This is a genomic window from Amycolatopsis solani (assembly GCF_033441515.1).
GTDB lineage: Bacteria > Actinomycetota > Actinomycetes > Mycobacteriales > Pseudonocardiaceae > Amycolatopsis > Amycolatopsis solani.
This window is the reverse complement of record NZ_JAWQJT010000001.1, coordinates 1,343,159-1,366,056: the sequence shown is the minus strand read 5'-3', so window position 1 is coordinate 1,366,056 and position 22,898 is coordinate 1,343,159. Positions and strand designations below refer to the sequence as shown.

29 protein-coding genes are annotated in these 22,898 nt (G+C 69.3%); 28 read left to right on the top strand and 1 reads right to left on the bottom strand.

Annotated features, from left to right (window positions below; translation table 11 throughout):
- Positions 1–14: 14 nt before the first annotated feature.
- The 13 genes from SD460_RS06915 (at position 15) to SD460_RS06855 (ending at position 7,058) form a co-directional block, all read left to right on the top strand.
- Positions 15–1,046 (top strand): HNH endonuclease, encoded by a 1,032-nt coding sequence (locus SD460_RS06915; protein WP_318306004.1) that lies wholly within the window; start codon positions 15–17, stop codon positions 1,044–1,046.
- Between the two features lie 4 nt (positions 1,047–1,050).
- Positions 1,051–2,040, top strand: coding sequence for a hypothetical protein (locus SD460_RS06910; protein WP_318306003.1), 990 nt, complete (start codon positions 1,051–1,053; stop codon positions 2,038–2,040).
- The gene (locus SD460_RS06905) at positions 2,033–2,155 is read left to right on the top strand and encodes a hypothetical protein (protein WP_290055643.1); all 123 of its coding nucleotides are present in this window, start codon (positions 2,033–2,035) and stop codon (positions 2,153–2,155) included. The genes SD460_RS06910 and SD460_RS06905 overlap by 8 nt, the downstream gene beginning before the upstream one ends.
- A gap of 115 nt (positions 2,156–2,270) precedes the next feature.
- Positions 2,271–2,537, top strand: a complete 267-nt coding sequence (locus SD460_RS06900) for a hypothetical protein (protein ID WP_290055644.1) — start codon at positions 2,271–2,273, stop codon at positions 2,535–2,537.
- Between the two features lie 487 nt (positions 2,538–3,024).
- Positions 3,025–3,642 (top strand): hypothetical protein, encoded by a 618-nt coding sequence (locus SD460_RS06895; protein WP_290055645.1) that lies wholly within the window; start codon positions 3,025–3,027, stop codon positions 3,640–3,642.
- 91 nt (positions 3,643–3,733) lie between these two features.
- A complete protein-coding gene (locus tag SD460_RS06890) occupies positions 3,734–4,522 on the top strand; it encodes a hypothetical protein (RefSeq protein ID WP_290055646.1) in 789 nt (262 codons plus the stop codon).
- Between the two features lie 82 nt (positions 4,523–4,604).
- Positions 4,605–4,766, top strand: a complete 162-nt coding sequence (locus tag SD460_RS06885; protein ID WP_290055647.1) for a hypothetical protein — start codon at positions 4,605–4,607, stop codon at positions 4,764–4,766.
- A complete protein-coding gene (locus SD460_RS06880) occupies positions 4,763–5,140 on the top strand; it encodes a hypothetical protein (protein ID WP_290055648.1) in 378 nt (125 codons plus the stop codon). The genes SD460_RS06885 and SD460_RS06880 overlap by 4 nt, the downstream gene beginning before the upstream one ends.
- The gene (locus SD460_RS06875) at positions 5,137–5,634 is read left to right on the top strand and encodes a hypothetical protein (protein ID WP_318306002.1); all 498 of its coding nucleotides are present in this window, start codon (positions 5,137–5,139) and stop codon (positions 5,632–5,634) included. The genes SD460_RS06880 and SD460_RS06875 overlap by 4 nt, the downstream gene beginning before the upstream one ends.
- Positions 5,631–6,155: a DUF6221 family protein gene (locus SD460_RS06870; protein WP_318306001.1), complete on the top strand. Its 525-nt coding sequence runs from the start codon at positions 5,631–5,633 to the stop codon at positions 6,153–6,155. The genes SD460_RS06875 and SD460_RS06870 overlap by 4 nt, the downstream gene beginning before the upstream one ends.
- Positions 6,152–6,415, top strand: a complete 264-nt coding sequence (locus SD460_RS06865; RefSeq protein ID WP_290055651.1) for a hypothetical protein — start codon at positions 6,152–6,154, stop codon at positions 6,413–6,415. The genes SD460_RS06870 and SD460_RS06865 overlap by 4 nt, the downstream gene beginning before the upstream one ends.
- Complete coding sequence (locus SD460_RS06860; RefSeq protein WP_290055652.1) at positions 6,408–6,659, top strand: hypothetical protein; 252 nt, start codon at positions 6,408–6,410, stop codon at positions 6,657–6,659. Before SD460_RS06865 ends, SD460_RS06860 begins: the two co-directional genes overlap by 8 nt.
- Before the next feature lie 75 nt (positions 6,660–6,734).
- Complete coding sequence (locus SD460_RS06855) at positions 6,735–7,058, top strand: DUF6221 family protein (RefSeq protein WP_290055653.1); 324 nt, start codon at positions 6,735–6,737, stop codon at positions 7,056–7,058.
- 84 nt (positions 7,059–7,142) lie between these two features.
- On the opposite strand, the gene SD460_RS06850 is transcribed toward SD460_RS06855, so the two are convergent.
- A complete protein-coding gene (locus SD460_RS06850) occupies positions 7,143–7,469 on the bottom strand; it encodes a hypothetical protein (protein ID WP_290055654.1) in 327 nt (108 codons plus the stop codon).
- Positions 7,470–8,450: 981 nt separating this feature from the next.
- Between SD460_RS06850 and SD460_RS06845 the strand changes: the two genes are divergently transcribed.
- The 15 genes from SD460_RS06845 to SD460_RS06775 all read left to right on the top strand — a co-directional run bounded on the left by SD460_RS06845 (position 8,451) and on the right by SD460_RS06775 (position 22,893).
- Entirely contained in the window at positions 8,451–8,771 is a 321-nt protein-coding gene (locus SD460_RS06845; RefSeq protein WP_318306000.1) for a terminase small subunit, read from the top strand.
- Positions 8,731–10,323, top strand: coding sequence for a terminase large subunit domain-containing protein (locus SD460_RS06840; protein WP_290055656.1), 1,593 nt, complete (start codon positions 8,731–8,733; stop codon positions 10,321–10,323). The genes SD460_RS06845 and SD460_RS06840 overlap by 41 nt, the downstream gene beginning before the upstream one ends.
- Before the next feature lie 59 nt (positions 10,324–10,382).
- Complete coding sequence (locus tag SD460_RS06835; RefSeq protein ID WP_290055657.1) at positions 10,383–13,511, top strand: phage portal protein; 3,129 nt, start codon at positions 10,383–10,385, stop codon at positions 13,509–13,511.
- Between the two features lie 3 nt (positions 13,512–13,514).
- A complete protein-coding gene (locus tag SD460_RS06830; RefSeq protein ID WP_290055658.1) occupies positions 13,515–13,970 on the top strand; it encodes a hypothetical protein in 456 nt (151 codons plus the stop codon).
- 3 nt (positions 13,971–13,973) lie between these two features.
- The gene (locus tag SD460_RS06825) at positions 13,974–14,324 is read left to right on the top strand and encodes a hypothetical protein (protein WP_290055659.1); all 351 of its coding nucleotides are present in this window, start codon (positions 13,974–13,976) and stop codon (positions 14,322–14,324) included.
- On the top strand, positions 14,321–14,680 hold the full coding sequence (locus SD460_RS06820) for a hypothetical protein (RefSeq protein ID WP_290055660.1): 360 nt from the start codon (positions 14,321–14,323) through the stop codon (positions 14,678–14,680). The genes SD460_RS06825 and SD460_RS06820 overlap by 4 nt, the downstream gene beginning before the upstream one ends.
- Positions 14,677–15,111 (top strand): hypothetical protein, encoded by a 435-nt coding sequence (locus SD460_RS06815; protein WP_290055661.1) that lies wholly within the window; start codon positions 14,677–14,679, stop codon positions 15,109–15,111. The genes SD460_RS06820 and SD460_RS06815 overlap by 4 nt, the downstream gene beginning before the upstream one ends.
- Positions 15,112–15,114: 3 nt before the next feature.
- Positions 15,115–15,471, top strand: a complete 357-nt coding sequence (locus SD460_RS06810; RefSeq protein ID WP_318305999.1) for a hypothetical protein — start codon at positions 15,115–15,117, stop codon at positions 15,469–15,471.
- A gap of 45 nt (positions 15,472–15,516) precedes the next feature.
- Positions 15,517–15,789 (top strand): hypothetical protein, encoded by a 273-nt coding sequence (locus SD460_RS06805; RefSeq protein ID WP_290055663.1) that lies wholly within the window; start codon positions 15,517–15,519, stop codon positions 15,787–15,789.
- Positions 15,790–16,002: 213 nt separating this feature from the next.
- A complete protein-coding gene (locus SD460_RS06800; protein ID WP_290055664.1) occupies positions 16,003–16,506 on the top strand; it encodes a hypothetical protein in 504 nt (167 codons plus the stop codon).
- Positions 16,503–19,055 (top strand): phage tail family protein, encoded by a 2,553-nt coding sequence (locus tag SD460_RS06795; protein WP_290055665.1) that lies wholly within the window; start codon positions 16,503–16,505, stop codon positions 19,053–19,055. Before SD460_RS06800 ends, SD460_RS06795 begins: the two co-directional genes overlap by 4 nt.
- The gene (locus SD460_RS06790) at positions 19,052–20,458 is read left to right on the top strand and encodes a hypothetical protein (protein WP_318305998.1); all 1,407 of its coding nucleotides are present in this window, start codon (positions 19,052–19,054) and stop codon (positions 20,456–20,458) included. The genes SD460_RS06795 and SD460_RS06790 overlap by 4 nt, the downstream gene beginning before the upstream one ends.
- Before the next feature lie 47 nt (positions 20,459–20,505).
- Positions 20,506–21,600 (top strand): DUF5047 domain-containing protein, encoded by a 1,095-nt coding sequence (locus SD460_RS06785; protein WP_290055667.1) that lies wholly within the window; start codon positions 20,506–20,508, stop codon positions 21,598–21,600.
- Positions 21,597–22,316 (top strand): hypothetical protein, encoded by a 720-nt coding sequence (locus SD460_RS06780; RefSeq protein WP_290055668.1) that lies wholly within the window; start codon positions 21,597–21,599, stop codon positions 22,314–22,316. Before SD460_RS06785 ends, SD460_RS06780 begins: the two co-directional genes overlap by 4 nt.
- 22 nt (positions 22,317–22,338) lie before the next feature.
- Complete coding sequence (locus tag SD460_RS06775; RefSeq protein WP_290055669.1) at positions 22,339–22,893, top strand: hypothetical protein; 555 nt, start codon at positions 22,339–22,341, stop codon at positions 22,891–22,893.
- Positions 22,894–22,898 lie beyond the last annotated feature (5 nt).

Sequence of the window (22,898 nt, the reverse complement as noted above, 5' to 3'; positions counted from 1 at the left end):
ATCGGCGGTGCCTGATGCCCTGGGCCCGCCTTGACGACCGGCTGCAAATGTCGGTCAAGATCCGCGGCCTGGCCGACGACGGCGCGACCGGCGACCGCAAGAAAGACCAGATCAACGCCGCACTCGGGCACTTCATGCAGCTGCTCACGTGGGTGTCCGGCGAGCGCAGCGACGGGTTCGTCACGGCCGACATCGTCGAGCTGTTCGGCACCGCGGCCACCACCCGGCGCCTACTGCGCGCCCGGTTCGGCCGGCAACCGCTGCTGCACCAACTCGACGAGCACGGCAAGCCGCCCGAGTGCGCGTGCCTCGACGGCCGCGAGTGGAAACCCGATTACGAGTTCGTCATTCACGACTACCTCGACCGCAACCCCTCACGCTCCGAGAACGACGTGAAGAAAGCAAAGGACCGGGAGCTGCGCGACCCGAAGTTGAAGGCGGCCGTCCGGCTGCGCGACGCCGACACCTGCCGCTACTGCGGCAAGACGTGCAAGCACAGCGACCGCGTGTCCGACGACGGCCTGACCTACGACCACGTCGACCCCGAGATCGCCGGCGGCATGGCCAACTTGGTCGTTGCCTGCCGCGGCTGCAACCGCCGCAAGGGACGACGAACCCCGTTCCAGGCCAACATGATTCTCCTCGACCTACCTACGCCGGCACCTGCGACCGTTGCAGGTCCGGACGCAGGTTCGGGCGCAAGTCCGGTCGCAACTGCTGGCGCAGCAGTCGCACCGGCCGCCGACCACTCCGACGTGCGCGAAGGCGCCTCGACGCACGGCACCAGCCTGCCCACCGACCAGCGTCGAGGCGAGTCCTCGGCGCAGGTGCAGGGGTCTCCGGGACGGGACGGGGGCGGGCTCTCCGTAGCTTTCAGCTCTCCCACCTCCCTGCTGACTGTCCCCATTGGACCCCCGCAGCCGAGGCTCACCGGCCGCTCCCCGAGCCCGTACATGCGTGAGCAGCGCCCGTTCCCGGACTTGCACGCAGGAGTCCCACCCCAGCCCAACGACGCCCCCACCGCCACCGCAACCCCGAGGAGTTGACCCGATGACCACCACTACGCCGCTCGACGCGACCGCGCGCCTGCGCCAGTACCTCGCCGAGCACGACCGGATGACGCGCCCGGACCACATTCACGGGCTCGGGCTCGGCCCCGGCGAGGTACGGCTGCTGGCTTCCGACGTGCAGGCGCTCGTCACCGTGGCCGGCCGCGGCGGGTTCGTCCCGTCCGCCGAGCCGTTCGACAGCTGCCAGCACCCCGTGTGGGTCGCGGTCGGCGACGTCGCCGACCTCCCGAGCGTCCACCGGGCGACGACCGGCGCAGACCCCGACTACGACGTCACCACGCTGCTCGACCACGCCGTGCGAGCCGCACTCGCCGCGGTTGGCTACGCGATGGACGCGCCCCGGACGTTCGAGATCGGCGACGACGAGCCCGAAGACGTCGCCGAGGTGTGCGACCCGGCCGGGCGCCACTGGACCCGCGGCGAGAACCGGCTGTGGTTCATGCCCGGCGTCCCGTCGCCGGCGCTGCCGTGGGTCGAGCTGCTGGCCCGCATCGGCGAGCTGGCCGAGGTGCCGGCCGCCCCGGCGGGGCCGACGCGCGCCGAGGTGATCGAACGCGCGGCTGAGGTGTTCTGCGACAGCTCGACGGACGGCGTCCCGTGGGCCGACCTCGCCGAGCCTGTGCGCGCGCTCTACCGCCGTCGTCAGTCCGTCGTCGCGGACGCCGGTCTGCTCGCCGACCCCGCGGTGTTCGCCGAGATCGGCCGGCTGCGGGCCGAGCGCGCCAGGCTCACCGCCCAGCTCGACGACGCCCGCCAGGCCGTGCGCGTCGCCGAGCGCGCTGCCGAGGACGCGCAAGCCGAGGCCGAACGGCTGCGTGATCCGCGCTCGTGGTCGGCGGTCTGGCGCCCGTACGGCGGGCCGGCCGAGCAATGGACGCACGGTCAGCTCGGCTGCGTGGCCGGCGACGACGGCGTCATGGAACTTCGCCTGCTGCCCGCTCGGCGCGCCTCGGCGGCCGACCGTGGCTGACCCCGTGAGCGCGCTGGTGCGCGCGTACGCCGCGTTGCAGCGGGCCCGGCTCGTCGCCCGCGAGCGGGCCGCCAAGTCCCGCGCCATTCAACGACTTGACCGGGAGGCCCGGTGAATCTGTACCTGACTCCGACGAGGCCCGCAGAAGCCGAGTGGGACCGCCGGGTAAAGGCGGTTGTCGACAGCCGCAGTCTGATTGCGGGCGCGCTCGCGGGGAAGGCGGCCGGCCGATGACGAGTCGCCGACGCCCGACGCCCCGGCGGAAGGGCAAGCCGCAGCGGCACGAGTCGACCCGCGCCCAGTGGTGGGTGTGCCACGCCTCGGGGCTGCGCGCCTACCACAACCGGAAGGCCGCGCGGCACGCCGCGCGCGTCGCCCACCCCGACGCTGCCGGCATGTCCGCGTTCGTGTGCCCGGCCGAGCCGGACCACTGGCACTACGGCCAGGAGACCGCCGAGGGGCGGGCGTACCTCCGCCGCGGCGAGGCAGACCGATGACGGCCCTTGCTGCGGACCGCTCGCCGTGCCGGGCCCACCCGTGCAGCGTCGAGCACGCTGACGTCGTGCGCTCATACCGGGAGGCCGTCCGGCTGTGGGACGAGCGGGCCGAGCAGGCGACCGGCGGTTACGAAGCGGAAATGGCGCTATACCGCGAGGATCACCCGCGGCCGACGCTCAAGAGCTACTTGGTGGCGCGCCGGGTTCCGGACGCGTCGGCGGCTCGGCGCCATCCTCCCCGACGTACCAGCGCAGAAACTTGATGATCTCGGCCGTTCGGTCGGTCCCCTGCGCGGTGGCGACTCCGCCGGCTTGGAGCCACAAGCCGCGCGGTGCCCACACCCGGCCGGGGAACTTGTCGGCGTCGCGTTGGTTCGCCATAGGCCAGAGGTTAACACGGGTGAGACCTCACCTAAAACACGTCGTTGACGGGTGGGACCCCACCCATGTTAGGGTGAGATCCCACCCAGTCGAGGAGGCAAACCGAATGATCGAGCAGCACGAAACCGTCGCCGGCAAGAACCTGTACCCGGCGGAACGTCTCGCGCGGATGACCACCACCGACTTGACCAACGTCTTTCGGTTCGCCGGCGCTGACGCTGAGCCGGCGGTCACGCTGACCTACGCGGGTATGAACCGCGCCGAGACGATCGCCACCGCTCACCAGACGCAGCAGGCGATCGTCGGCGAGCTCCACCAACGCGCGTTGCTCGACAACGTCGCCCGCGGCATGACGGACGCCCAGTTGGCCGCGTCGATCAAGATCCTTGACAGCGACGACTACAAGGCGCTGAGCGACGCCACCGCCCGCGGCCTGGATGCTCTGCGCGCCGAGCAAGAACGCCGCACCGCCAAGGCGCGAACCGAGATCACCGACACGTCGTTGCGGCTGTTCCTCGCGTTCGCCCGGGACGCGGGCAACTGGTCGGGCACGCCGATGGTCGGCGGGAACGTCGAGATCGGCAAGGAAGGCCGCGGCAACCTGACGCAGCTCAAAAAGGCTGGGCTGATCACGACGTTCCGGTGGGAAGGCGACGCGTGGGTGGACTTCACCGACGCCGGCGTCGCTCTGGCCGCCGAGCACGGCATCACCGTCAACCGCTGATCGTCCGCCCCCGCTGCGCGTAGGCGCCGCCGGCTCACGCCCGAGCGGGGAGCACTTCGCCTGACCACCCACCCAAGACAGGAGCACATCCGTGGACGACTACAGCAGCCCCGGCGAAATTGCGTTCCGCGTGGCCGCGTGGCTGTGCATCGTGATCTCGGCGGCATCGTCGATGGTGATCAGCTACGCCGGGCTGGCTGGCTTGGCACAGCTGGTCGGCTACACCACCGTCAATTTGCCCCTGCTGCCGTGGGCGGTCGACGCCTCGGCGCTGCTGCCCGTTGCCATCGATGTTGCGATCGTCGCCAGCACGCTGGTGTGGCTCGGGCAGGGCGCACCGCGAGAGACGACGAACTACGCCCGCGGCCTGGCGCTGGTGGCGATCGCCACCAGCGTGCTGGCGAACGCCACCTACCACGGGTTGACCGGTGGCGGCGCCGCCGGTTCCTGGTGGCTCGCGTCGCTCGTCGCGGCCGTCCCGCCCGCATTCCTCGCGGCGCTCGTGCACCTCGGCGCACTGCTGGTGCGCACCGCGCCCACCGCGGTCGTCGAGCCGACGTCCGAGCGCCAGGAGCCAGAGCAGCAGAACCAGGAGCCGGAGCACGCGCACCAGGACCCGACGCCTGCTCACCAGATCCCGGCGGAACCCGCGCCAGAACCCGGCGCGACACCTGGCGAAGACCAGGTGACCAGCAGAAACCTGCTCGACGAGGTCGCCCGCATCGTCGAGCGCGCCGAGGCGGCCGGCTTGCGCCCGCCCGGCCGCGGCATCCTCGCGCGCCAGCTCGACGTGAGCGAGCACGAGGTGCGCCAGGCCCTGGAAAAGCTGCGCCAGGAACGCGCCGGGCAGCCGGCGATGTCGCCAGCACCCGCCAGGTAGCAACACCCGGTCGCTGGCGACGCCACCAACGCGCCGCCAGCGGCCGGCGATCAGTCGCACCCACAACAGGAGACCGAACACCGTGACCGCTGGACTACTGATCTTGCTCGTCTTCGCCACCGCCGTGCTCGGCATCGTCGGGCTGACCTTCGCCCGCGCCAGCGCCGACATCACCCGCCGAGGGAACGCCGCCATCATGCTGCTGACGATCGTGACCACCATCGCCTTGGCCGTGAGCCGATGAGCACCACCACCTACGCCGTGCTGGTCGAGTACGCACTGCCCGAGGGCGTCGACTTCGACACCGCGGCCGGCCCGCTGCTGGCGGCGCTGCGCGAGCTGTCGCCGTGCACGCCCACGCTCGTGACCGCGACGACCGGCCCGGACGCCGAGTTGCTCGTGACCGCGCGCGCGACCGCCAACCTGATGCCGCAGGCCGACCGGCTGCACCTCGACCCCGACGACGTCGTAGTCATCACCGTGCCCGCCAAGCTGGCACCCGACGACTACCGCCACATCGCGGACGCCGCCTCGGTCGCGTTCCCAAAGCACCAAACGGTGCTCGTCTGGGAAGGCACCACCGTCTCGGCGCGGCCGGCCCGCGAGGTGACGCCGTGACCGCCGGCGCGCTCGCGCTGCTGCCGCTGCTGCTGCCGCTGCTCGTCGTCGCCCGCTGGGTGCGCGCCGGCTGGCTGCGGCCGGCGGTCTGGCCCGACGTGCTGCCGTACGACTTCGCACGGCACGAGCTGGGCGGCGTGCCGGTCGAGCTGTTGGCCGACGCGCTCGCGAGCGCGGCTCATGCACTAATCGGCGATTCTCGAGATTTTTCGGTCGGCGCGGTCGACGCCTGGTGCTACGGCGTGCTGGTCGGCTGGGCGTGCGAGCAGCGGCACGAGCACGACGAGCTGTGCGGCGGCGACGCGGCACTGCGTGAGGTCGCCGAGCGCCAGGGCTGGCGCGCCGCGGACGTCGAGCGGCTGCGTGGGTACCGGGCCGCGGTCGCCGAGATCACCGCGCCGCCGGCGCCGCCGCTGAGCCCGCAGCAGCGCGCCGACCTGACCAGCGCCTTCCGGGCGGCCGGCACCGTCTCGGACCCGTGGGTGCGCCGGTGACCCGCCAGCGTGGCCGCGGCTACCCGTCGCTGCGGGTGCCGGCGACGTGGTCGCCCCCGGGGAGCCCGGCCCCGGTGAGCGTCGAGCCGCTGCCGCTCGGCGACATCGAGGCCGAGGCCGAGGCCGAGGTGATCGAGGCGCTGGTGCTGTTCCTGCGCAAGCGCCTCGACTCTGACCGGCGTGCCGCCGAGGCGGCAACCCCGGGGCCGTGGGTGTCCGGCGATTGGGGGCCGTTCAGCGGCGCCTACGTCGAGCAGCGGGGCAGCGTCGGTGGACGCCTGGTCGTCGAAAACTCGGCATGTCCGGGTAACCCGGACCGCCCGGCCGACGACGTCGTGCACGTTGCGCGCCAGGACCCGGCGAAGACCCTGCGGCGCATCGCGGCCGTACGCCGAATCCTCGACCTGGTGACTTTCGCCGATGGCGGCGACGGCTACAACGAGGCATACCGTGACGTGGTGCGCCTGCTCGGCTTGGAGTACGCAGGACACGCGAACTACCGCGAGGAGTGGCGACCGTGACCGATGACCCCCGCATCGGCCAATACGAGCGCGAGCGCGCCGAGGCCGTCGAGCTGGCCCACCGGGCGATGCTCACGTCGTACATCGGCGCGCCCCCGCCCGGACTGCGCGGTGATGCGGACCGCATGGTGGCCGCGCTGCTGAAAGCCGGCTGGACGCCGCCCGGCGAGCTGACGGCCGAGCACGCCTGGGTCGACGGGAAGGCGTACCGCCGGCGCGTGATCGTCGTCGAGGACTGGACCGAGGTAGCCGGTGGGTGACGACGAGCAACCGCGGTACCCGGTCGGTCAGCGGCTGCGCTACCGCGAGACCGGCACGGTGTGGACGATCGCCGCGGATTGGCACCACCACCCCGACGTCGCCCGCACGGCCGGCGTGGTCGATGACCGGTTCTACGTCGTCGAGGTCGACGGCCACCGGAGCGTGGTCTACCACGGGATCATCGAGCAGGCGTGCGACCCAATCGACGACGAGCCGGCCGCCGGCGACCACGACCAGCCGTGAGGTGCAGCGGGTTGTCAGCATGAGCCCGGCCCGTGAGCGATGATGTGATGACCCCGGACGAGAGGCGGTGTTCTGGTGGCCGACGAGTACGAGGTGACGCGCACCGTCACCTACTACGACGACGACGGCCACCCGGCCGCCGGCCCAAAGCTCGACCCGCTCATCGCGTTCTACTGGGCGCGGCTCGACGACGCGGCAGCATCGACCGACCGGCCGAGTCAGCGGTTCCTCGCCGACCTCGCCGCCAAGCGCGCCGTGCTCGACGACTACGCGCGCCACTGCGCCGAGCCCGACAGTCCCGCGCGCGAGATGGTGTGCAAGGTCATGCGCACCGTGATCAAGCGGTTCGCCGTGGCTGAGGCCGACCACCCGGACTACCGCGAGGAATGGCGCCCCTGATGGACGCCGCCGATCGAGCATCGTTCGGCGGCGACGCGGGTCGGGTACGGCCCCGTAGCACCGACCCGCGTCCACTACCTCCGGTCAGGAGAACAGCGGCACAAACACCTCTGGGCGCACAATCGCCACGACCGCGAGCACCAGGAGCATCGCAAGAAGGCTCCAGAGGATCAGCCGAACCAACTTGTGCAGGCGATCGGCCGCGGCCTGGTCAGCGAACAAGTTGTGCACAGCGCTGATGTGGTCGTTAGGGGTCGACTTCCTTTCAATCGCGTCACGGCCGCGTTGCACAACAGACGCGGACGTGGCGGCCACAACGTGCCGGATGGCCTCTGACCAGTGGCTTAGCTTGTAGTCCGGACCGGGTTCACCGCGCCGATCACTGCTACCATGCTTAACGGAACTGCTCATTTGGATATTCGCCTATCCCATCGGGTCGTTCCACGCGCCCATCAGTTGCAGCTGGTGGGCGCTTCTTTATGCTCATAAATAGCTGTCCATTTGAGGCTTCCCGATATTTTGGCATTACTCCTTTCAATTAAACTGACAGAGCCGCCCGGGGCACGCTTCGAAGGTGTCGCAGAGTTGACTATCCGGCCCCGACCAGGCAAAACAACTCCGACAGCCAACTTGAGTGCGCACGCTTAGTGATCCATTCATTACGTGGTGTGTCTTCCGAAGCGGATGAAGGCACACTATCGTGCCGCAGCCGCGATGCACTGCATACGCACACGGTTCTTGACCACATCGCGACCATCGTCGCGGGTAATCGGCCACGAAAAGGTGAGGTACCTCAATCGGTTGGGCCACCTCTGTCGCCCATGGTAACAACGCGACAGGGTCAGGTGCGGCCAATCGGGGCACCCAGACGCGGGCGTCACGAAGGCACCGAACCTTGTCGCCTAACCGTCTAACCTGGTTAGACAGTTAGAATCCGACGCATGGCCGATCACCAGCGGGCGGGGGACACGACCCGCAAGGGCTACGGCGCCCAGCACCAGCGGCTACGCGAGGCCCTAGCGCCCGAGGTAGCCAAGGGCCACGTCGCATGCGCCCGGTGCGGCCGGCTGATCCTGTCCGGCGATCCGTGGGACCTCGGCCACCGGGACGGCACGGACAAGCGCGAGTACCAGGGGCCCGAGCACCGGGCGTGCAACCGACGGGCAGGGGCACAGCTGCGGGTAGCGCGAGCAGTAGACCCGAGGCCGAGGCCGAGGACCGAATGGTGACGCCGTCGCCCACCACGAAACGTGCCGATCATGCCGCTGACCTGCGGAAACGACCGATCACAGTGGACACATGCCCTGACCTGCGGTTTTTCCCCACCCACACCGGGCCGTTGATCCACGTCCCTGTCAACGTCTCTCTCCCCGCGTTTTTCTGGGACCCGCGATGACCGCCGAGCGCCCCTCGACGGGCGTTCCGACGACCATGGCCAAGGCTGTGCGAGCCGCGGTCGGGGTGTTGGAGACCTCGCCCGAGGACGCCGGCGCGGTCGCGCTCGCGCAGCGGCTCGGCGAGGCGATCGACGAGGAGTCGAGCGGGCGGACGATCGCCGAGCTGGCCGGGCGGCTGCTGGCCGTGCTCGAAAGCCTCGGCGCGACGCCGGCGGCGCGCAAGGCACTCGCAAAGGGGGTGCCGGCGGATGACGCTGCCAAAAAGTCAGCCCTTGATGAGCTTCGAAAGCGACGCGAGCAGCGGAAACGGGGCTAGCATTCTCGGTTCGATCGAACCGCGGATCTGGACTCCGCCGCTGCGCGAGCTGACGCCTGAGACGTCCTACGGGTTCGACGTGTGCGAGTTCGCCCGAGACCCGCTCGGCCACCCGCTCGACCCGTGGCAGGAATGGCTCGCGATCCACGCCGGCGAGCTGCTGCCGGACGGCCGGCCGCGGTTCCGAAAGGTGCTCGTGCTGGTGTCGCGCCAGAATGGCAAAACCGAAGTTGTCGTGGTCCTGACGCTGTTCTGGCTGTTCGTCGACCGCGTGCCCATGGTGCTCGGGACCTCGACGAAGCTCGACTACGCCGCCGAGTCGTGGCGCAAGGCGTGCCGGCTCGCGCGCCAGGTCGAGGAGCTGGACGCCGAGGTGCCGGCCAAGGGCGGCATTCGGAAGGCCAACGGCGAGCAAGTGCTGTGGCGGGCCGACGCGATCGAACAGGTTCTTGACGAGGGCAGCCGCTACAAGATCGCCGCGTCGAACGAGGAAGGCGGCCGGTCGCTCACGATTGACCGCCTGGTGCTCGACGAGCTGCGCCAGCACCACGACTACAGCGCGTGGGACGCAGCCGTGCCGGCGACGAACGCCGTGTGGGACGCCCAGATCTGGGCGATGTCCAACGCCGGGTCGGACCGGTCGGTGGTGCTCAACGACACCCGCGATGCGGCGATCAAGTTCATTGAGTCCGGCGAGGGTGACCCGCGGTTGGGCATCTTCGAGTGGAGCGCGCCGGAAGGCTCGTCGCCACTCGACCTGAACGCGCTCGCGCAGGCAAACCCGAACCTCGGCCGGCGGATCGACCCGGACGCGCTGATCGGCGACGCGCGGGTCGCGGTCGAGAAGGGCGGCGACAAGCTCGCCGGCTTTCTGACCGAGAACATGTGCATTCGCGTGAAGATCATCGACAGCGCGGTGGACGGCGGGAAGTGGGCCGCCGAGGCGCCCGACGGGTGTCTTGAGCCTGGCGACCTGGCCGACGTTCGCGCGCGGGTGGCGCTGTGCCTCGACGTCTCGATTGACGGGCTGCACGCGTCGCTCGTGGCTGCGGCCATGCTCCCGGACAACCGCGTGCGCGTCGAGGTCGTCGAGGCGTGGGAGGGGGCAGGCTGCACGCAGGCCATGCGCGAGGCGCTGCCGGGCATCGTCCGCCGGATCAAGCCGCAGAAGATCGGGTGGTTTCCCAACGGGCCAGCCGCCGCGGTGGCCGCCGACTTGGCCGACCGCAAGCGTCCTGGCCGTGCGGCGTGGCCGCCGCCAGGCGTGACGGTCGAGCAGATCACCCGCGAGACGACCGCGGTGTGCATGGGGCTCGCGGAGCACATCCGTACCGCACAGATTGCCCACTCCGGCGACCCGCTGTTGGACGCGCACGTGCTCGGCGCCGAGAAGCTTATGCAGGGCGACGCCTGGCGGTTCACCCGCAAGGGCGCCGGCCACTGCGATGCCGCCTACGCCGCCGCCGGCGCCGTCCACTTGGCCCGGACTCTGCCGCCACCACCCCAGAAAGCGGTGATTTTGCGGGGTCGACGAGCAGGAGATCCGTCATGACGGGAAATCTTGCGGTTCCCCTACCGATTGACGGGATTATTTCCACATAGCCTCTGCGTGTGGGCTGGATCAAGACGGTGTTCGGCGGGGGCTGGCGCGACGCGCCGACCGCTGCACGCCCGCGACCGCCCCGGGTCGACCTGTCCAATGTGGTGTTCGAGCTGAACGCGCCCGAGGAGATCCGCCGAGGCGGCTCGACTACCGGCCCGCTCCCCCCGCGCGTCGGCCGCGCCGAGGCTCTGAGCGTCGGCGCCGTCAAGCGCGCACGTGACCTGATCTGCGGCACCCTCGGCACTCTCCCGATCCGCATGCTGGACCCCGGCCGCCGCGTCGTCGAGTCGGAGCTGTTCGAGCAGCCGGAAATCGATATCGCCCGGTCGGTGACCATCACGCGCACGGTCGAGGACATGCTGTTTGAGGGCCGTTCATGGTGGCGCGTCACAGAATTCGGCTGGCACGGCTTCCCGACAAAGGTCCGCCGGCTCGAACCGCGGTCCGTGCTCGTGCAGACCGACGCCAAGGTCTACGTAAACGAGAACGGCCGGCCGCAGGGCATCGCCGAAGAGATCGTGCCGGACTCCCAGCTGATCCGCATCGATTCGCCAAACGAGGCGCTGCTGACCTCGGCCGCCCGCGCCATCCGGATGGCTATCGCGCTCGACCAGCGCGCGGATCAGTACACGAAAGACCCGCTGCCGCTCGGGTTCTTCACCCCGGCCGACGGGTTCGCCGACCAGGACCCAGACGAGATTCAGCCGCTGCTCGACACGTGGGAAGCGTCCCGCTCGGAACGCAGCTGGGGCTACGTCGGCGCCGCGCTCAAGCCGGAAGTTCTCCAGTGGGACCCGGAAAAGCTGCAACTGTCCAGCGCGCGCGACTACGCGGTGCTGGAAATCGCTCGGCACGCCGGCATCGACCCGGAAGACCTCGGTGTCTCGACCACCTCGCGAACCTACGCCAACGCCGAGCAGCGCCGGCTCGACTTGGTCGACTTCACCCTTGCCGCCTACGTCTCGGCGATCGAGACGCGCCTGTCCATGCGGGACGTCGTCCCCGGCGGCCACAAGGCCCGGGTCGACTACAACGGCTTCCTCCGCTCGGACACCAAAACGCGCATGGAGACGTACAAGATCGGCCGCGAGGTCGGTGTGTACAACGACCAGCGCATCGCAGAGATCGAGCAAATCCCCGACGCCACCCCGCAGCCCACGCCTAAGCCGGCTGCGCCCACGGCAGCCCCCGCCCCCGCTCCCGAGGAGTCCGCCGCCGTGCAGAACGCCATCGCGCCCGCCGTCACGTTCGACGCCACCGCCGAAGAACTGGCCACGTTCACGTTCGGCGGCGACGTCGCCGCCGCCGAGTTCGCGGTGGACAGTGCCAAGCGGACGATCACCGGCCTGGCCGTGCCCTGGAACCAGGTTGCCCGTTCTGGCTGGGCGTACTGGAAGTTCCAGCCCGGATCGCTGATCTGGTCGGACGTCTCGCGCGTCAAGATGTTCCGAGACCACGACTATTCGCAGGCCGTCGGCGTCGCGATCAAGTTGGAAGTCACCGCCGCCGGGCTGGTCGCAACGCTCAAGGTCGCCCGCGGCGCCGCCGGCGACGAAGTGCTGTCGCTCGCCGAAGACGGCGTGCTCGACGGGCTGTCCATCGGCGTGTTCTTCGACGGCATCGATGACGCGTGGCAGCCCGACCCCGCCGACGAGTCCGTCCGCCTGGTCACCCGCGCCACCTTGCGCGAGGTCTCGATTACCGCCATGCCCGCGTTCGATTCCGCGCGCGTCACCGCCGTGACCGCCTCTCAGACCTCACCCGGGGCACCGGCCCCGACGACGAAGGAGAACCCCGCCATGACCGCACCGGCCCCCGAGCAGCAGCCTGCCGCTCCCACCGCCGCCCCGGCTGTCCCGGCCGCCGGTCCGGCCTCTACCCCGCCCACCGCCGAGCAGGTGCAGGCGGCGGCCACCCTCACCGAAGCGCACGTGGCCCAGCTGACCGCCGGCATGTCCGAGGCGATGGCCACCGCCGTAGCCGAGGCGTTCGCCCGGCTGCCGTTCCAGCAGCAGCACGAGCGCCAGGTGGTGCCGGCCGGCCGCGCCGTGGTCACCCGCGAGGCGCCGGTGTACAGCATGAACGGCACCGGCCCGTCCCTGGTGAAGGACTCGTGGAACGCGCACCGCAACTTCGACAGCGACGCGCGCGAGCGGCTGCTGCGGTTCGAGGCGCAGACCAAGGACATCGCCCACCAGGTGGCCAACGCGATGTTCGCGGCCAACACCACCAACGCCGCGGCCGTCGTCCCGCCCGGCTACCGGCCGGACCTGTACGTGGCGCAGCTGATGAAGGGCCGGCCGCTGGTCGGCGGCATCTCGCACGGTGCCTTGGAGGACGCGACGCCGTTCACCATCCCGTCGTTCGCCAGCGCCTCGGGCATGTCCAGCCAGCACACCGAGGGCACCAACCCGACCCCGGGCACGCTGACGCTGGCGACGGTCACCGTGACGCCCAAGGCAATCAGCGGTGGTTTCACCCTCACCCGCGAGATCGTCGACAGCTCGAACCCCGCCATCGACGCGATCGCCATGCAGGCGATGGGCGAGTCGTACTCGCAGCAGACCGAGGCGATGGTGTACGCCGAGCTGAACGGCGCGAACGGCCAGGGCGGCACGATCACCAACGGGTTCGTCCCGTCCGGCGCCCAGGTCAGCACCAGCGCCGGCGGCTCGGCCGCTGCCGCCACCTACGGCGGCAAGGAACTGATCGCCGGCGTCCGGCTCGCGGAAGCGCTCTACCCGTTCCGGCGCTTCGCCGCGCCGACCCGCGGCTACCTCTCCCAGGAAGGTACCTCGGCGTTCGCCACCGCCGTCGACAGCGACGGCCGGCCGCTGCTTCCCTCGGGCAACCCGGTCAACACCGTTGGCACCGGCAACGCCTCGACGCAGTCGTGGGAGGTCGACGGGCTCACGTTCCAGCCCGCGTGGTCGATGGGCGGCAACGCCGCCGGCGACGCGGACGCGCTCATGGTCAACGAGTACGACGCGTGGGCGTGGGAGTCCGGCCTGCTGACCTTCCGTTACGAGGAGCGCAACGGGCCGGCCAACATCGACCTCGCGCTATTCGGCTACTTCGCCACCCGGGTGCTGCGCCCGGTCGGCATCGCGGCCGTCCGCCACACGGTCGGTGCGTGACCTATGGCCGACGAGACCACCCTGCCGGAGCGCCCGGCCAGCTCGGGCAGCAAACCCGAGTGGGTCGCCTACGCCAAGGCGTACGGCGTCGACAGCTCGGGCACCCGAGACGAGATCCGCGCGCGGGTCGAGGCGGCCGAGGCCGCGGGCGGGCCGGAGCACCAGCCCGAGACGGTGAACTTCGCCGCGGCTGCCGACGCCGACCCGGCCGCCGAGCCGGAAGAAAGTTCTCGAGTATCGGACGCCGACGACGCCGAGCAGCCCGCGGTCGACGCCGACCAGCCGGCCGAGGCGCCCGCGGCGACGGCGGGGCCCGCGCCGGTCGGAACCGTCACTCGCTACCGCCTGCTGCCGTCCGCCGACGAGCCGATCCGGGCCGGTGGTCACGTGCTCACCGATCAGGGCTGGATCGCTGAGGCCACGCTGACGGCTGACGACGCCACCGACGGGGAGGCGTAGCCGATGGCATGGCCGCCCACGCTCGCCGAGCTCAAGGACGACAAGGACATCGCGGCCGAGGACACGACCGACGATGCCGCCTTAACGCGCCGACTCGACGCGGTCGTTGAGTTCGTCGAGCGTGTGCGGCCCCGGTTCAACTACACCGCCGACCCGGCGTCCACCTTGCCGGCGCCGTCCGCCGATCTCGTGCTTGGCAGCCTGATGCTCGCCGCTCGGCTCTACACCCGTCGCCGCTCGCCGGACGGCATGGTGATGATGGCCGAGCTGGGCGCCGGCCGCGTGCCGGCGTTCGATCCGGACATCGAACGGCTGTTGGGCATCGGGCGGCACGCAAAGTGGGTGCTCGGATGAGCAGCACCGCGGACGCCGCCGCCCGGCTCACCGAGACGCTGAGAGCTGTTTCTGGGCTGCGGTTCTACAAGCTCGGCGCCACAGTCGACCGCGCCGGCGTCGTTGTCGGTATGCCCCGGATCAAGTTCGAGACCTACGACCCGGGCACGGCGACGACCGCCGAGTTTCCCGTGTTCCTGGTCGTGCCGTTCGACGAGCAGGCGCAGGCAAAGCTCTGGGAATTCGTCGAGCCCGTCGCCGCGGCGTTGGAGTCCATTTCGGACACAACCGTGGGTGCGGCCGACCCGACCATCTACACATCCGGGAAGTCGGACCTTCCCGCCTACTCGTTCACCGTAGAAATGAGCCTGTCATGACCGTGCATCAGCGGCGCCTTAAGCAGATCGTGTTCACCATCGGTGGCACCGAATTTCAGACCCAGCTCACAAGCTGGAACGTCGACCCGGGCGAAAAGGACGGGGACCGGGTCTACACCTACGGCACCACCTCGGAAAACAACTCGTTCGTCGAGGAGACCGACGGCGAACCGACGCTGGAACTGAAGTGGGTCAGCGACTGGCGCGCCGGTGGGCTCGACGACTACCTGTGGTCCAACAACAACATCGAGGCCGATTTCCAGTTGGACCACCACCCCGAGATCGCCGGCGAACACGTGCGCTGGACCGGTCGCGTGCTACTCAAGGCGCCGCCGGCCGGCGACGAAGCACGCAAGACAGAGATGTCCGAAATCAAGCTGTCGATTCTCGGCACCCTCGGCGACGGGCTCGATTACGAGAGGATCGGCTGACCCATGGCTGCACGTCTCACCCCCGCAACGCAGCCGGTGCCGCTCGCCGGGCTCGTGGCCAATCACACCGGTCCGACGGTCGACGGTGACGCGGTCGAGGTCGGCCGCGGGGTGTTCCTTTCCGTGATCAACGGATCGGCCGCGCCCATCACCGTCACGATCCAGACCCCCGACGCGGTCGACGGCGACCTGACGGTGGCCGACCGCGTCGTCACCGTCCCCGTCGGTACCACGCCGAAGCTGATTCCGCTCACCTCGAACCACTACAGGCAGCCGATCGGTGACGCGAACGTCGGCAAGGGGCTCGTCGACTACAGCGCAGTTGCGTCCGTGACCCGCGCCGTGGTCAAGATCGCCTAGTCATCCCCGCTATTCATCCACAGTAGAAAGTCGAGGCACACCCGCGTGTTCATCTTCACCATCACCCCGGAAGACGGCGAGCCGTTCGACGTCAAGGCCGACAGCCGGGACGTTCTCCAGTGGGAGAAGCGGAACAAGGGCGCGAGCCTCAAACGGCTGCTCGAACACCTCGCGATGGAAGACCTGTACAAGGTCGCGTACATCGCGTGCAAGCGGTTGAAGAAGTTCAGCGGCGACCCCGAGGAGTTCGAGGCGTCCTACACGCTCGACTTCGAGGTGGAGGACGGCTACGACGACCCTTCCCAGAGGGGTCGCTGAACCGCAAGCTGATCGACCTCGCGCTGTCCTCGCACATCCCTGTCGAGTACTGGGAAGCCGCGGACCCGCGCACGATCGCAACAGCGACTCAGCTGCTTAGGGAGCAGCACGCCGCCGTGTCCGGCTCTACCGACACGCCCGGGGCCGGAGGCCCGATCCAGTGGTCCGGCTGACGTAGCCGGCCCATTCCGGTACCCGGGAGGAGGCACGGCCATGCCCGTTCGGCGCACACTCACCGTCCGCATGCACATTGACGGCGCCCGCGAGGTGCTGCGTGCCTTCTCCTTGCTGCCCAAGGAAGCAAGCGACGAGCTGCGCGACGCGTCGCTGCGGCTCGCCGACACGCTCGCCCTGCGCGCCGCCGATGACTTCCGCGTCGCCGGCGGCGCGCAAGGGCCGTTGCTCGCGCCGACCGTCAAGGCGGTGCGGGATCGGATTCCTGCGGTGCAGGCTGGCGGCACCACGCGGGTAGGCAGCCGCCGTGCGCCGGCATGGGGCGTGCTGTTCGGCGCTGTGTTCGGCATGACGCGCCGTTCGGGGTGGTACGCCTCCCCGCGGTACGGAACGTCAGTCGGCCGTCAGTACCGGCCACACCAGGGCAGCGACGCCTACACGTTCTTCCCGGTCGTCGAGCGCAACGCGCCCGACATCGCCGCGGCGTGGGAACGGATGGCGGACGCGATCGTGCGCGACTTCGCTGCGGTGGACGCCTCATGAGCGACACCGAGCGCACTATCCGAATCAAGCTCGACGGCACCGCCCGGGGGCTCGACGCCGCGGCGCGGAAAGCCGAACGCGATATCAAGGAAGTCGACCGCGCCGAGGCGATGGCCTACGCAGAGGCAGCGCGCCGCGAGAAGCAGGCCGAGCGCGACGCCGAGGCACGCGCTCGTGCCGAGGCCGCGGCTTACGCCGAAGAGGAACGGCGGGCGAAGGCGCACGAGGCCGAGCTGATCCGGCAGGGGAAGCTTGAAGAGGCCGCGTACGCCGAGGACGTCCGCCGCACCCGCGCGAAGCAACAGGAGTTCGAGCGCGCCGAGCGCGAGCGAGTGAAGGCCGCCGAGAAGGCGCGCGCCGAGCTGGAACGCATCTCGCGCGCCGAGCAGTCCGAGCGCGACAAGGCGCTGCGCGCGTTCGAATCGGAGATGGACCGCCGCAGTAGCAAGCTCGAAAAGCTGCGCACCAAGTTCCTGTCCGTCGCGCGCGGCCTGGCCGCAGGTTTCGCCGGCAAGGCGTTGCAGCTCGGCGGGCTCAACAGCGTGATCGGGACCCTGACCAGCATCGTGGGGTGGGCCGGCGCCGCGTCCGGCGCACTGGGGCTGATTCCGGGTGCCATCGCCGTGGGTGCGGCCGGGATGATCACGTGGAAGCTGGGCGCCGATGGAGTTAAGAAAGCCTTTGAGGGCAGCGAAAGCACACTTGACCGTCTGAAAGAGAAGGTGTCGAGCACGTTCCGCTCAGCGCTCGCACCTGCGGTACGCGATGTGAATGCGTTGCTACCCCGAACGACTAGCCATTTCCAGAACGTCGCCGCGGCGATCTCGTCGACCATCACGCGCATCACCGCGATGGCGCGCGAGCGCTCGAACCTGAACAGTCTCAACGCGATTCTCGACAACGGCGCGGACATCATCCGCAACATCGGCAAGGCCGCGGCGCCGGTCATTCAGGCGTTCCTCGACATCGCGTCCGTCGGCTCGGCGATGCTCACCGACCTGACCGAAGGCGCCGGCGACGTCGCGCAGCGGTTCGCCGACTGGATCCGCGGACTCAAAGACTCCGGCCGGCTGTGGGATTGGATGCAGACGGGGCTCGACACCCTGCGCGACCTCGGCGACGTACTCGGCGATGTCTGGGACATTGCCAAGTCGGTGTTCGGCGCATTGCGTGAAGGTGGCGCCGGCGTCGCCCCCGTGTTGTCACCGGCTATCAAGGCCGTGAAAGACTTCGTGGAATCCCCCCAGGGGCAGGAAACGTTCCGCACCTTGGGCGAGGTTCTGTCCAAAGTGGGCGATGCGCTGTCCCGCGTGCTACAGCCGGCGCTACGCGCGGTCGGCCCGCTGATCGAGCCGCTGGGAACGCTGCTCGGCACCGTCGCGGATATCCTGGCCGACAGCCTCGGCCCCGCTTTCGAGGACTTGGGCCACATCCTCGAACCGGTGGTGCGCGCGCTGTCCCCGGTCGTCGAGCAGCTGGTGCGCGGACTCGCCCCAATCATCCCGATACTGGTTCGCGCGCTCGCCCCGTTCGCCGCAGTTCTGATCATGCTCGCGCCGGTGGTCATGCTGCTGAACATCCCCTTGATCGCCGCCGTAACGCTGCTGACCGCGCTCGCGCAACTGATGATGGGCGACGTCGTCGGCGCCGGAAAGACCATGGCTGCCGGGATGCAGCAGACGACCGACACCATGCGCACCATCACGCAAACCAACTGGGCCGGGATGGCCGGCGACGCGCTGTCCGCGATGTCCGGCATGGGCGAAGGCGTCGCCACCAAGGCAGGCGCGATGCGCACCGACTTCGGTAGCGCGCTGATGGGGATGCAGGGCGACACGACGTCGTCGATGTCCGGCATCGGTGGCGCGCTGTCGACCGGCATGGGGCAGGCGGTCGGCATCGCTGGGATGGGCGGCGCCAGCGCCTCGAACCAATTCGGCAGCGCGATCATGGGGATGCCCGACGGCGCCAATCGCGGATCGTTCGGCGTGCTCGACATCCTGCGCGGGATGGTGCGACGCATCCCGGAAGCGATGGCGAACGCCGGATCGCTGCTGTTCGAGTCCGGCAAAGCAATCATCGTCGGACTGGGCCGCGGGATCGACGCCGCTTTCGGTGGTGTGTTCTCCAAGGTGGGCAACCTGCTCGGTCGACTACGCGGACTCTTTCCCTTTAGCCCCGCCAAATACGGACCGTTTTCGGGTCGCGGATGGGTGCTGTACTCCGGGATGTCCATCGCCGAGCAGTTCGGCGAGGGCGTGTTGGCGCGGACCGGAAACGCGGTCGCCGCCATGCGCGCGCTGACCGGTCGTGTTGCCGCCGAGGTGCCTTCGGATCTCCTAGCGCCGGTGCCCTCGGCCGCGTCGACCGCCGCCGCGGCCGGCGCGTCCGCTGCGCGCGCGAGCGCCGCCGGCACGTCCACGCCGCAGGTCATTGAACTGACGGTGGATCTCGGTAAGGGCATGAGTGAGCGGATTCAGGTCGAGATCGACGAGTCCGGCCGCGCCACTGCGCGCGCCGCCGGCGCCGGTACCGGGGGCATGCGATGACCACGACCACCACCTACCTGTCCGACCTGTCGCGCGTGCGGATCAGCTTCACCGGGCTAACCGCGGACGCCGACTACGCCGTGGTCCAGCGCTCCACAGACGGGATCACTTGGACCACCGTGCGCGGCGGCGACAAGGTCGGACTGAGTGGCGGCGCGGGCAAGGTCGACGACTACGAGTTCATCGCCGGCGCCGCGAACACCTACCGCGTGACCGCCATCGACTCGGCCGCCGTGCAGCCGGCCGGGGCTGGCGGCGTCGCCACCGGCAACAACTCGACGTTGAACCCGCCGCTGCCCGCCGGCGCACCGAATGGTGCCATGCTGCTGCTGTTCGTCTCGCACTTCAACAACGCCGCCACGATCACGACGCCGAGCGGGTGGACGCGCGTGCTTTCCGGCGCCACGAACATGGCGGTGTTCTACCGGACCATGGCCGCCGGCGTCACTGCGCCGTCCGTGGCGTTCAGCGGCGGCACAACGGGTGACAGCTGCTCGGCCTACATCCGGGCGTGGACGAACGCAGACGCCCCGGTACACGTGCAGCTGCTCGTCAACGCCGCAGCGCAGAACGTCGCGTACCCGGGCGGCGCGCTGGCGCAGGACGGCGTCGCGTGGGTGATGCACGCATGGAAGGGGTCGGCGGCGACCGGCGCCGCCCCGCCAAGCCTGTTCGGCGACCAGGTGGGCAGCAGCAACACCGCCGGCGCCAACGTCGAGACGAACCTGTCTTGGCGTACCGATGCCACGGTGAACATCCGGACCGTCGTCGCCGGCACGATGGCGTGGTCGGGCGGCAGCTCCGCCGCGTCCAAGGCGCGCCTGCTGCGCATGACTCGCCGCGCCAACGTGGGCGTCGAAACTTCGACGATCACCCCGGTTCTCGATTCCGTGTGGATCAAGAACGTCCGCCGGCCGTCACTGAACCGCCGCGTCACCGTCACCGACGTGTCCGAGATCGAGAGGCCGTCACGCTCCGAGATCGTCGATGTCGTGGGCCGCACGATGCCCATCGCAATCGACGACGTCCGCGGTTCTCGGCGGCTGACGTTGCAGGTCTCGACCCTCGGATACGACGCGGCTGACGACTTCGACAACGCGTTGAGCACCGGGCACACCGTGTTCGTCCAGGCGCCGACGCTGCGCAGCGCGGTGCCGACCATGTACGCCTCGATCGGCAACAGCACCCGCTCACGACCGCGGTACTCGGTTCGCTCGACGCGCCGGTACTTCGACCTGCCGCTGACCGAGGTCGCCGCGCCCGCATCCACGGTGTACAGCGACACGTTCACCTATGCCGACGTGCTCGCCACGTACGCCACGATTGCCGACCAGGTCGCCGCTAACGCCTCTTACTCGGCGCTGGTGGACAAGGTGTCCACCGCGGTGGTGATCGTGCCGTGAGGCCCGTTACCGGCTCGTTCCTGTCGGCTCTGCGGGGGTCGCACACGATGGCGTCGCGATGCACGCTGGTCGCGCCCGGCCAGACCGGCACGTCCCCCGTCGGGCTGCCGATTCCCGGTGTCGACCTCGGCGGCCGGCTGCCGGTGCTGGCGGGCGACGTCACCACCGACATGACCGCCGATGTCCAATCCACTTTGGATCTGTCGACGGTGTACCCGTGGCCGTCCAACCCGTTCGATCGGGGCACGCCGTACGGACAAGAGATTTACGTCGAGCGCGGTGTTGAGTACGGCATCGGCACTCAGGAACTGGTCGGACTCGGCTACTTCCGTATCGACCGGATCGAACAGCTGCGGGTCCCCGACGGCGCCATCCGCATCACCGCGTCCGACCGCACAGCCATGATCCGAGACGCCCGGCCGACCACGCCGGTGCAGTTCTCGGGCGCAGCCTCGGTCGGAGCGGTCATCGACTACGTCGTGGGCCAGGCCGTGCCCGGCCTGGTCACCGTCTACGACTTCGCCGCCTACGCAACCCCGTTGGGAACCGACCACGTATTGGACGATGACCGACTCGCGTTCGTGCAGGATTTGCTCGCGGCGTATGGAAAGTATGGCTACTTCGACTACGCCGGCCGCTATCAAGTGAAGTCGGTCCCGGACCTCACAAAGACGGCCCCGGTCTGGGAGATCAACTCCGGCACGCAGGGCGTGCTCGTCGAGATGAAGCGCTCCATTTCCCGTGACGGCGTCTACAACGTGGTGATCGCCCGCGGCGAACCGGCCGGCGAACTTGCGCCCGTGCAGGCCATCGTGTCCGACGAGGACCCCGCGTCGCCGACTTACATCGGCGGCAATTTCGGTGTCGTACCAACGGTGTACGCGTCAGCGTTCATGTACACCGCCGAGCAGTGCCGCGCCGCCGCTGTGGCGAAGCTCGCGAAGGTAACCGGTCTGCCCTACGGCGTCAGCCTCGGCACTGTGCCGAACCCCGCGTTGGAGGGTTGGGACGTCATCACGGTGTCCTACCCGGGCAACTCCGAAGTGCACATCATCGACAAGATCAATTATGGGTTGGCGCCGAAGGACTCGATGGGCATCGACACCCGCAAGCAGTACCTGACGAGAAGGGCCGGGGCATGACCGACCCGTTCCAGCTCGCGCGGCTGCTGGCCGACGCGAACGCGAAGCCGACCGGCGGCGCCGACCTCAACCACTACCAGGGCGAAGTGATCTCGTGGGATGAATCGAGTGGGCTCAATGCGGTGCTGGTGAACGGCGCTCCTATCTCGAACATGCGGGTTCTTCAGTCCGGCATTGGTGTGACGTACCAGCCAGGTGACGCGGTGATGGTCGAGAAGCGGATGAGTCAGTGGTACATCCTCGGCAAGGTTGCCGCACCGGGTGCCGGCGCAGCCAATCAGATTGCGTCCGCGCTGGTGGCCGCGGCGCAGTCCACCGCGAGCACGTCCTACACGGATCTTGCAACCGTCGGCCCCGCGGTCACGGTGTACATCGGTTCGTCTGCCCGGTGCTTGGTGACAGTGTCGGCGACGATCAGCAGTCTGGCGAACGCGCAAACCGCTACGCAGCAATGGATTGGCGGGAACGCGTCTTTCGCTGTCTCCGGCGCATCTGCTATTTCGCCAAGCTCGGACTTCTACGTGGGCGGTGAGAACTGGTATGCGACACAGACGGTGCCGGTCGGGTTCTACCTGGGCGGTTCACGCACCACACTGCTGACCGCCGCCCGTGGGCTGGTCCCCGGTTTCAACACGTTCACGATGAAGTATGCCGCGCTGTCGGCGAATCCTGGCGCCACGTTCTATGACCGGAACATAACCGTAATCCCGTTCTGACACAGAGGAAAGGAGCCCAGTCATGGGCAACACTCCCCGCTACGGCTGGGCCTACCCGGAGAGCTTCGATCCGCCGGCGACCAATCTGCACATCCGTGATGCGCTGCTAGGTGCCGAGGCGACCGTGGGCGCGCTCGATGACGCCGTGGCTGCCGCGTACGGGATCGAGGTGCGGGCGAACGCGGTTCAGAACATTCCCGCGTCGAATGGCGCCAACAAGTTGACGTTTGGTTCGGTGACGCAACCCGCGGCCGGCGGCACCGGTTGGTCCGGAAACAACACCGTCACCATTCCGGTGAGTGGGCGGTATCACTGCTATGCCTCGGCATCCACCGCGTTCGCGTCCGGCAACAACTTCGGTGTGGGAATTCATGGCATCGCCGCGCCGTCCGCCGGCACACCATGGCTGGCGTCACCGCTGTTCTCGAACGGCCAGACCGACAGCTTCGCCAGCGTGACCCGGTGGTTCGCGGCCGGTACGCAGCTGTGTGCCTGGATCTACAACAACGGGGCGGCGTTCGCGCTCAACCCGTCCACCTTCAAGCCGGCCGAGTTCATCGTGTGGAAAGTCGCGTGAGGAGC

Excerpts from the sequence above, each read along its gene's own strand:
- SD460_RS06775 (WP_290055669.1), top strand. The coding sequence starts at position 22,339 with ATGGGCAACACTCCCCGCTACGGCTGGGCCTACCCGGAGAGCTTCGAT.
- SD460_RS06830 (WP_290055658.1), top strand. The coding sequence starts at position 13,515 with ATGGCCGACGAGACCACCCTGCCGGAGCGCCCGGCCAGCTCGGGCAGC.
- SD460_RS06915 (WP_318306004.1), top strand. The coding sequence starts at position 15 with ATGCCCTGGGCCCGCCTTGACGACCGGCTGCAAATGTCGGTCAAGATC.
- SD460_RS06895 (WP_290055645.1), top strand. The coding sequence starts at position 3,025 with ATGATCGAGCAGCACGAAACCGTCGCCGGCAAGAACCTGTACCCGGCG.
- SD460_RS06825 (WP_290055659.1), top strand. The coding sequence starts at position 13,974 with ATGGCATGGCCGCCCACGCTCGCCGAGCTCAAGGACGACAAGGACATC.
- SD460_RS06800 (WP_290055664.1), top strand. The coding sequence starts at position 16,003 with ATGCCCGTTCGGCGCACACTCACCGTCCGCATGCACATTGACGGCGCC.
- SD460_RS06785 (WP_290055667.1), top strand. The coding sequence starts at position 20,506 with ATGGCGTCGCGATGCACGCTGGTCGCGCCCGGCCAGACCGGCACGTCC.
- SD460_RS06900 (WP_290055644.1), top strand. The coding sequence starts at position 2,271 with ATGACGAGTCGCCGACGCCCGACGCCCCGGCGGAAGGGCAAGCCGCAG.
- SD460_RS06795 (WP_290055665.1), top strand. The coding sequence starts at position 16,503 with ATGAGCGACACCGAGCGCACTATCCGAATCAAGCTCGACGGCACCGCC.
- SD460_RS06820 (WP_290055660.1), top strand. The coding sequence starts at position 14,321 with ATGAGCAGCACCGCGGACGCCGCCGCCCGGCTCACCGAGACGCTGAGA.
- SD460_RS06810 (WP_318305999.1), top strand. The coding sequence starts at position 15,115 with ATGGCTGCACGTCTCACCCCCGCAACGCAGCCGGTGCCGCTCGCCGGG.
- SD460_RS06840 (WP_290055656.1), top strand. The coding sequence starts at position 8,731 with ATGAGCTTCGAAAGCGACGCGAGCAGCGGAAACGGGGCTAGCATTCTC.
- SD460_RS06880 (WP_290055648.1), top strand. The coding sequence starts at position 4,763 with ATGAGCACCACCACCTACGCCGTGCTGGTCGAGTACGCACTGCCCGAG.
- SD460_RS06780 (WP_290055668.1), top strand. The coding sequence starts at position 21,597 with ATGACCGACCCGTTCCAGCTCGCGCGGCTGCTGGCCGACGCGAACGCG.
- SD460_RS06845 (WP_318306000.1), top strand. The coding sequence starts at position 8,451 with ATGACCGCCGAGCGCCCCTCGACGGGCGTTCCGACGACCATGGCCAAG.
- SD460_RS06790 (WP_318305998.1), top strand. The coding sequence starts at position 19,052 with ATGACCACGACCACCACCTACCTGTCCGACCTGTCGCGCGTGCGGATC.
- SD460_RS06910 (WP_318306003.1), top strand. The coding sequence starts at position 1,051 with ATGACCACCACTACGCCGCTCGACGCGACCGCGCGCCTGCGCCAGTAC.
- SD460_RS06850 (WP_290055654.1), bottom strand. The coding sequence starts at position 7,469 with ATGAGCAGTTCCGTTAAGCATGGTAGCAGTGATCGGCGCGGTGAACCC.
- SD460_RS06815 (WP_290055661.1), top strand. The coding sequence starts at position 14,677 with ATGACCGTGCATCAGCGGCGCCTTAAGCAGATCGTGTTCACCATCGGT.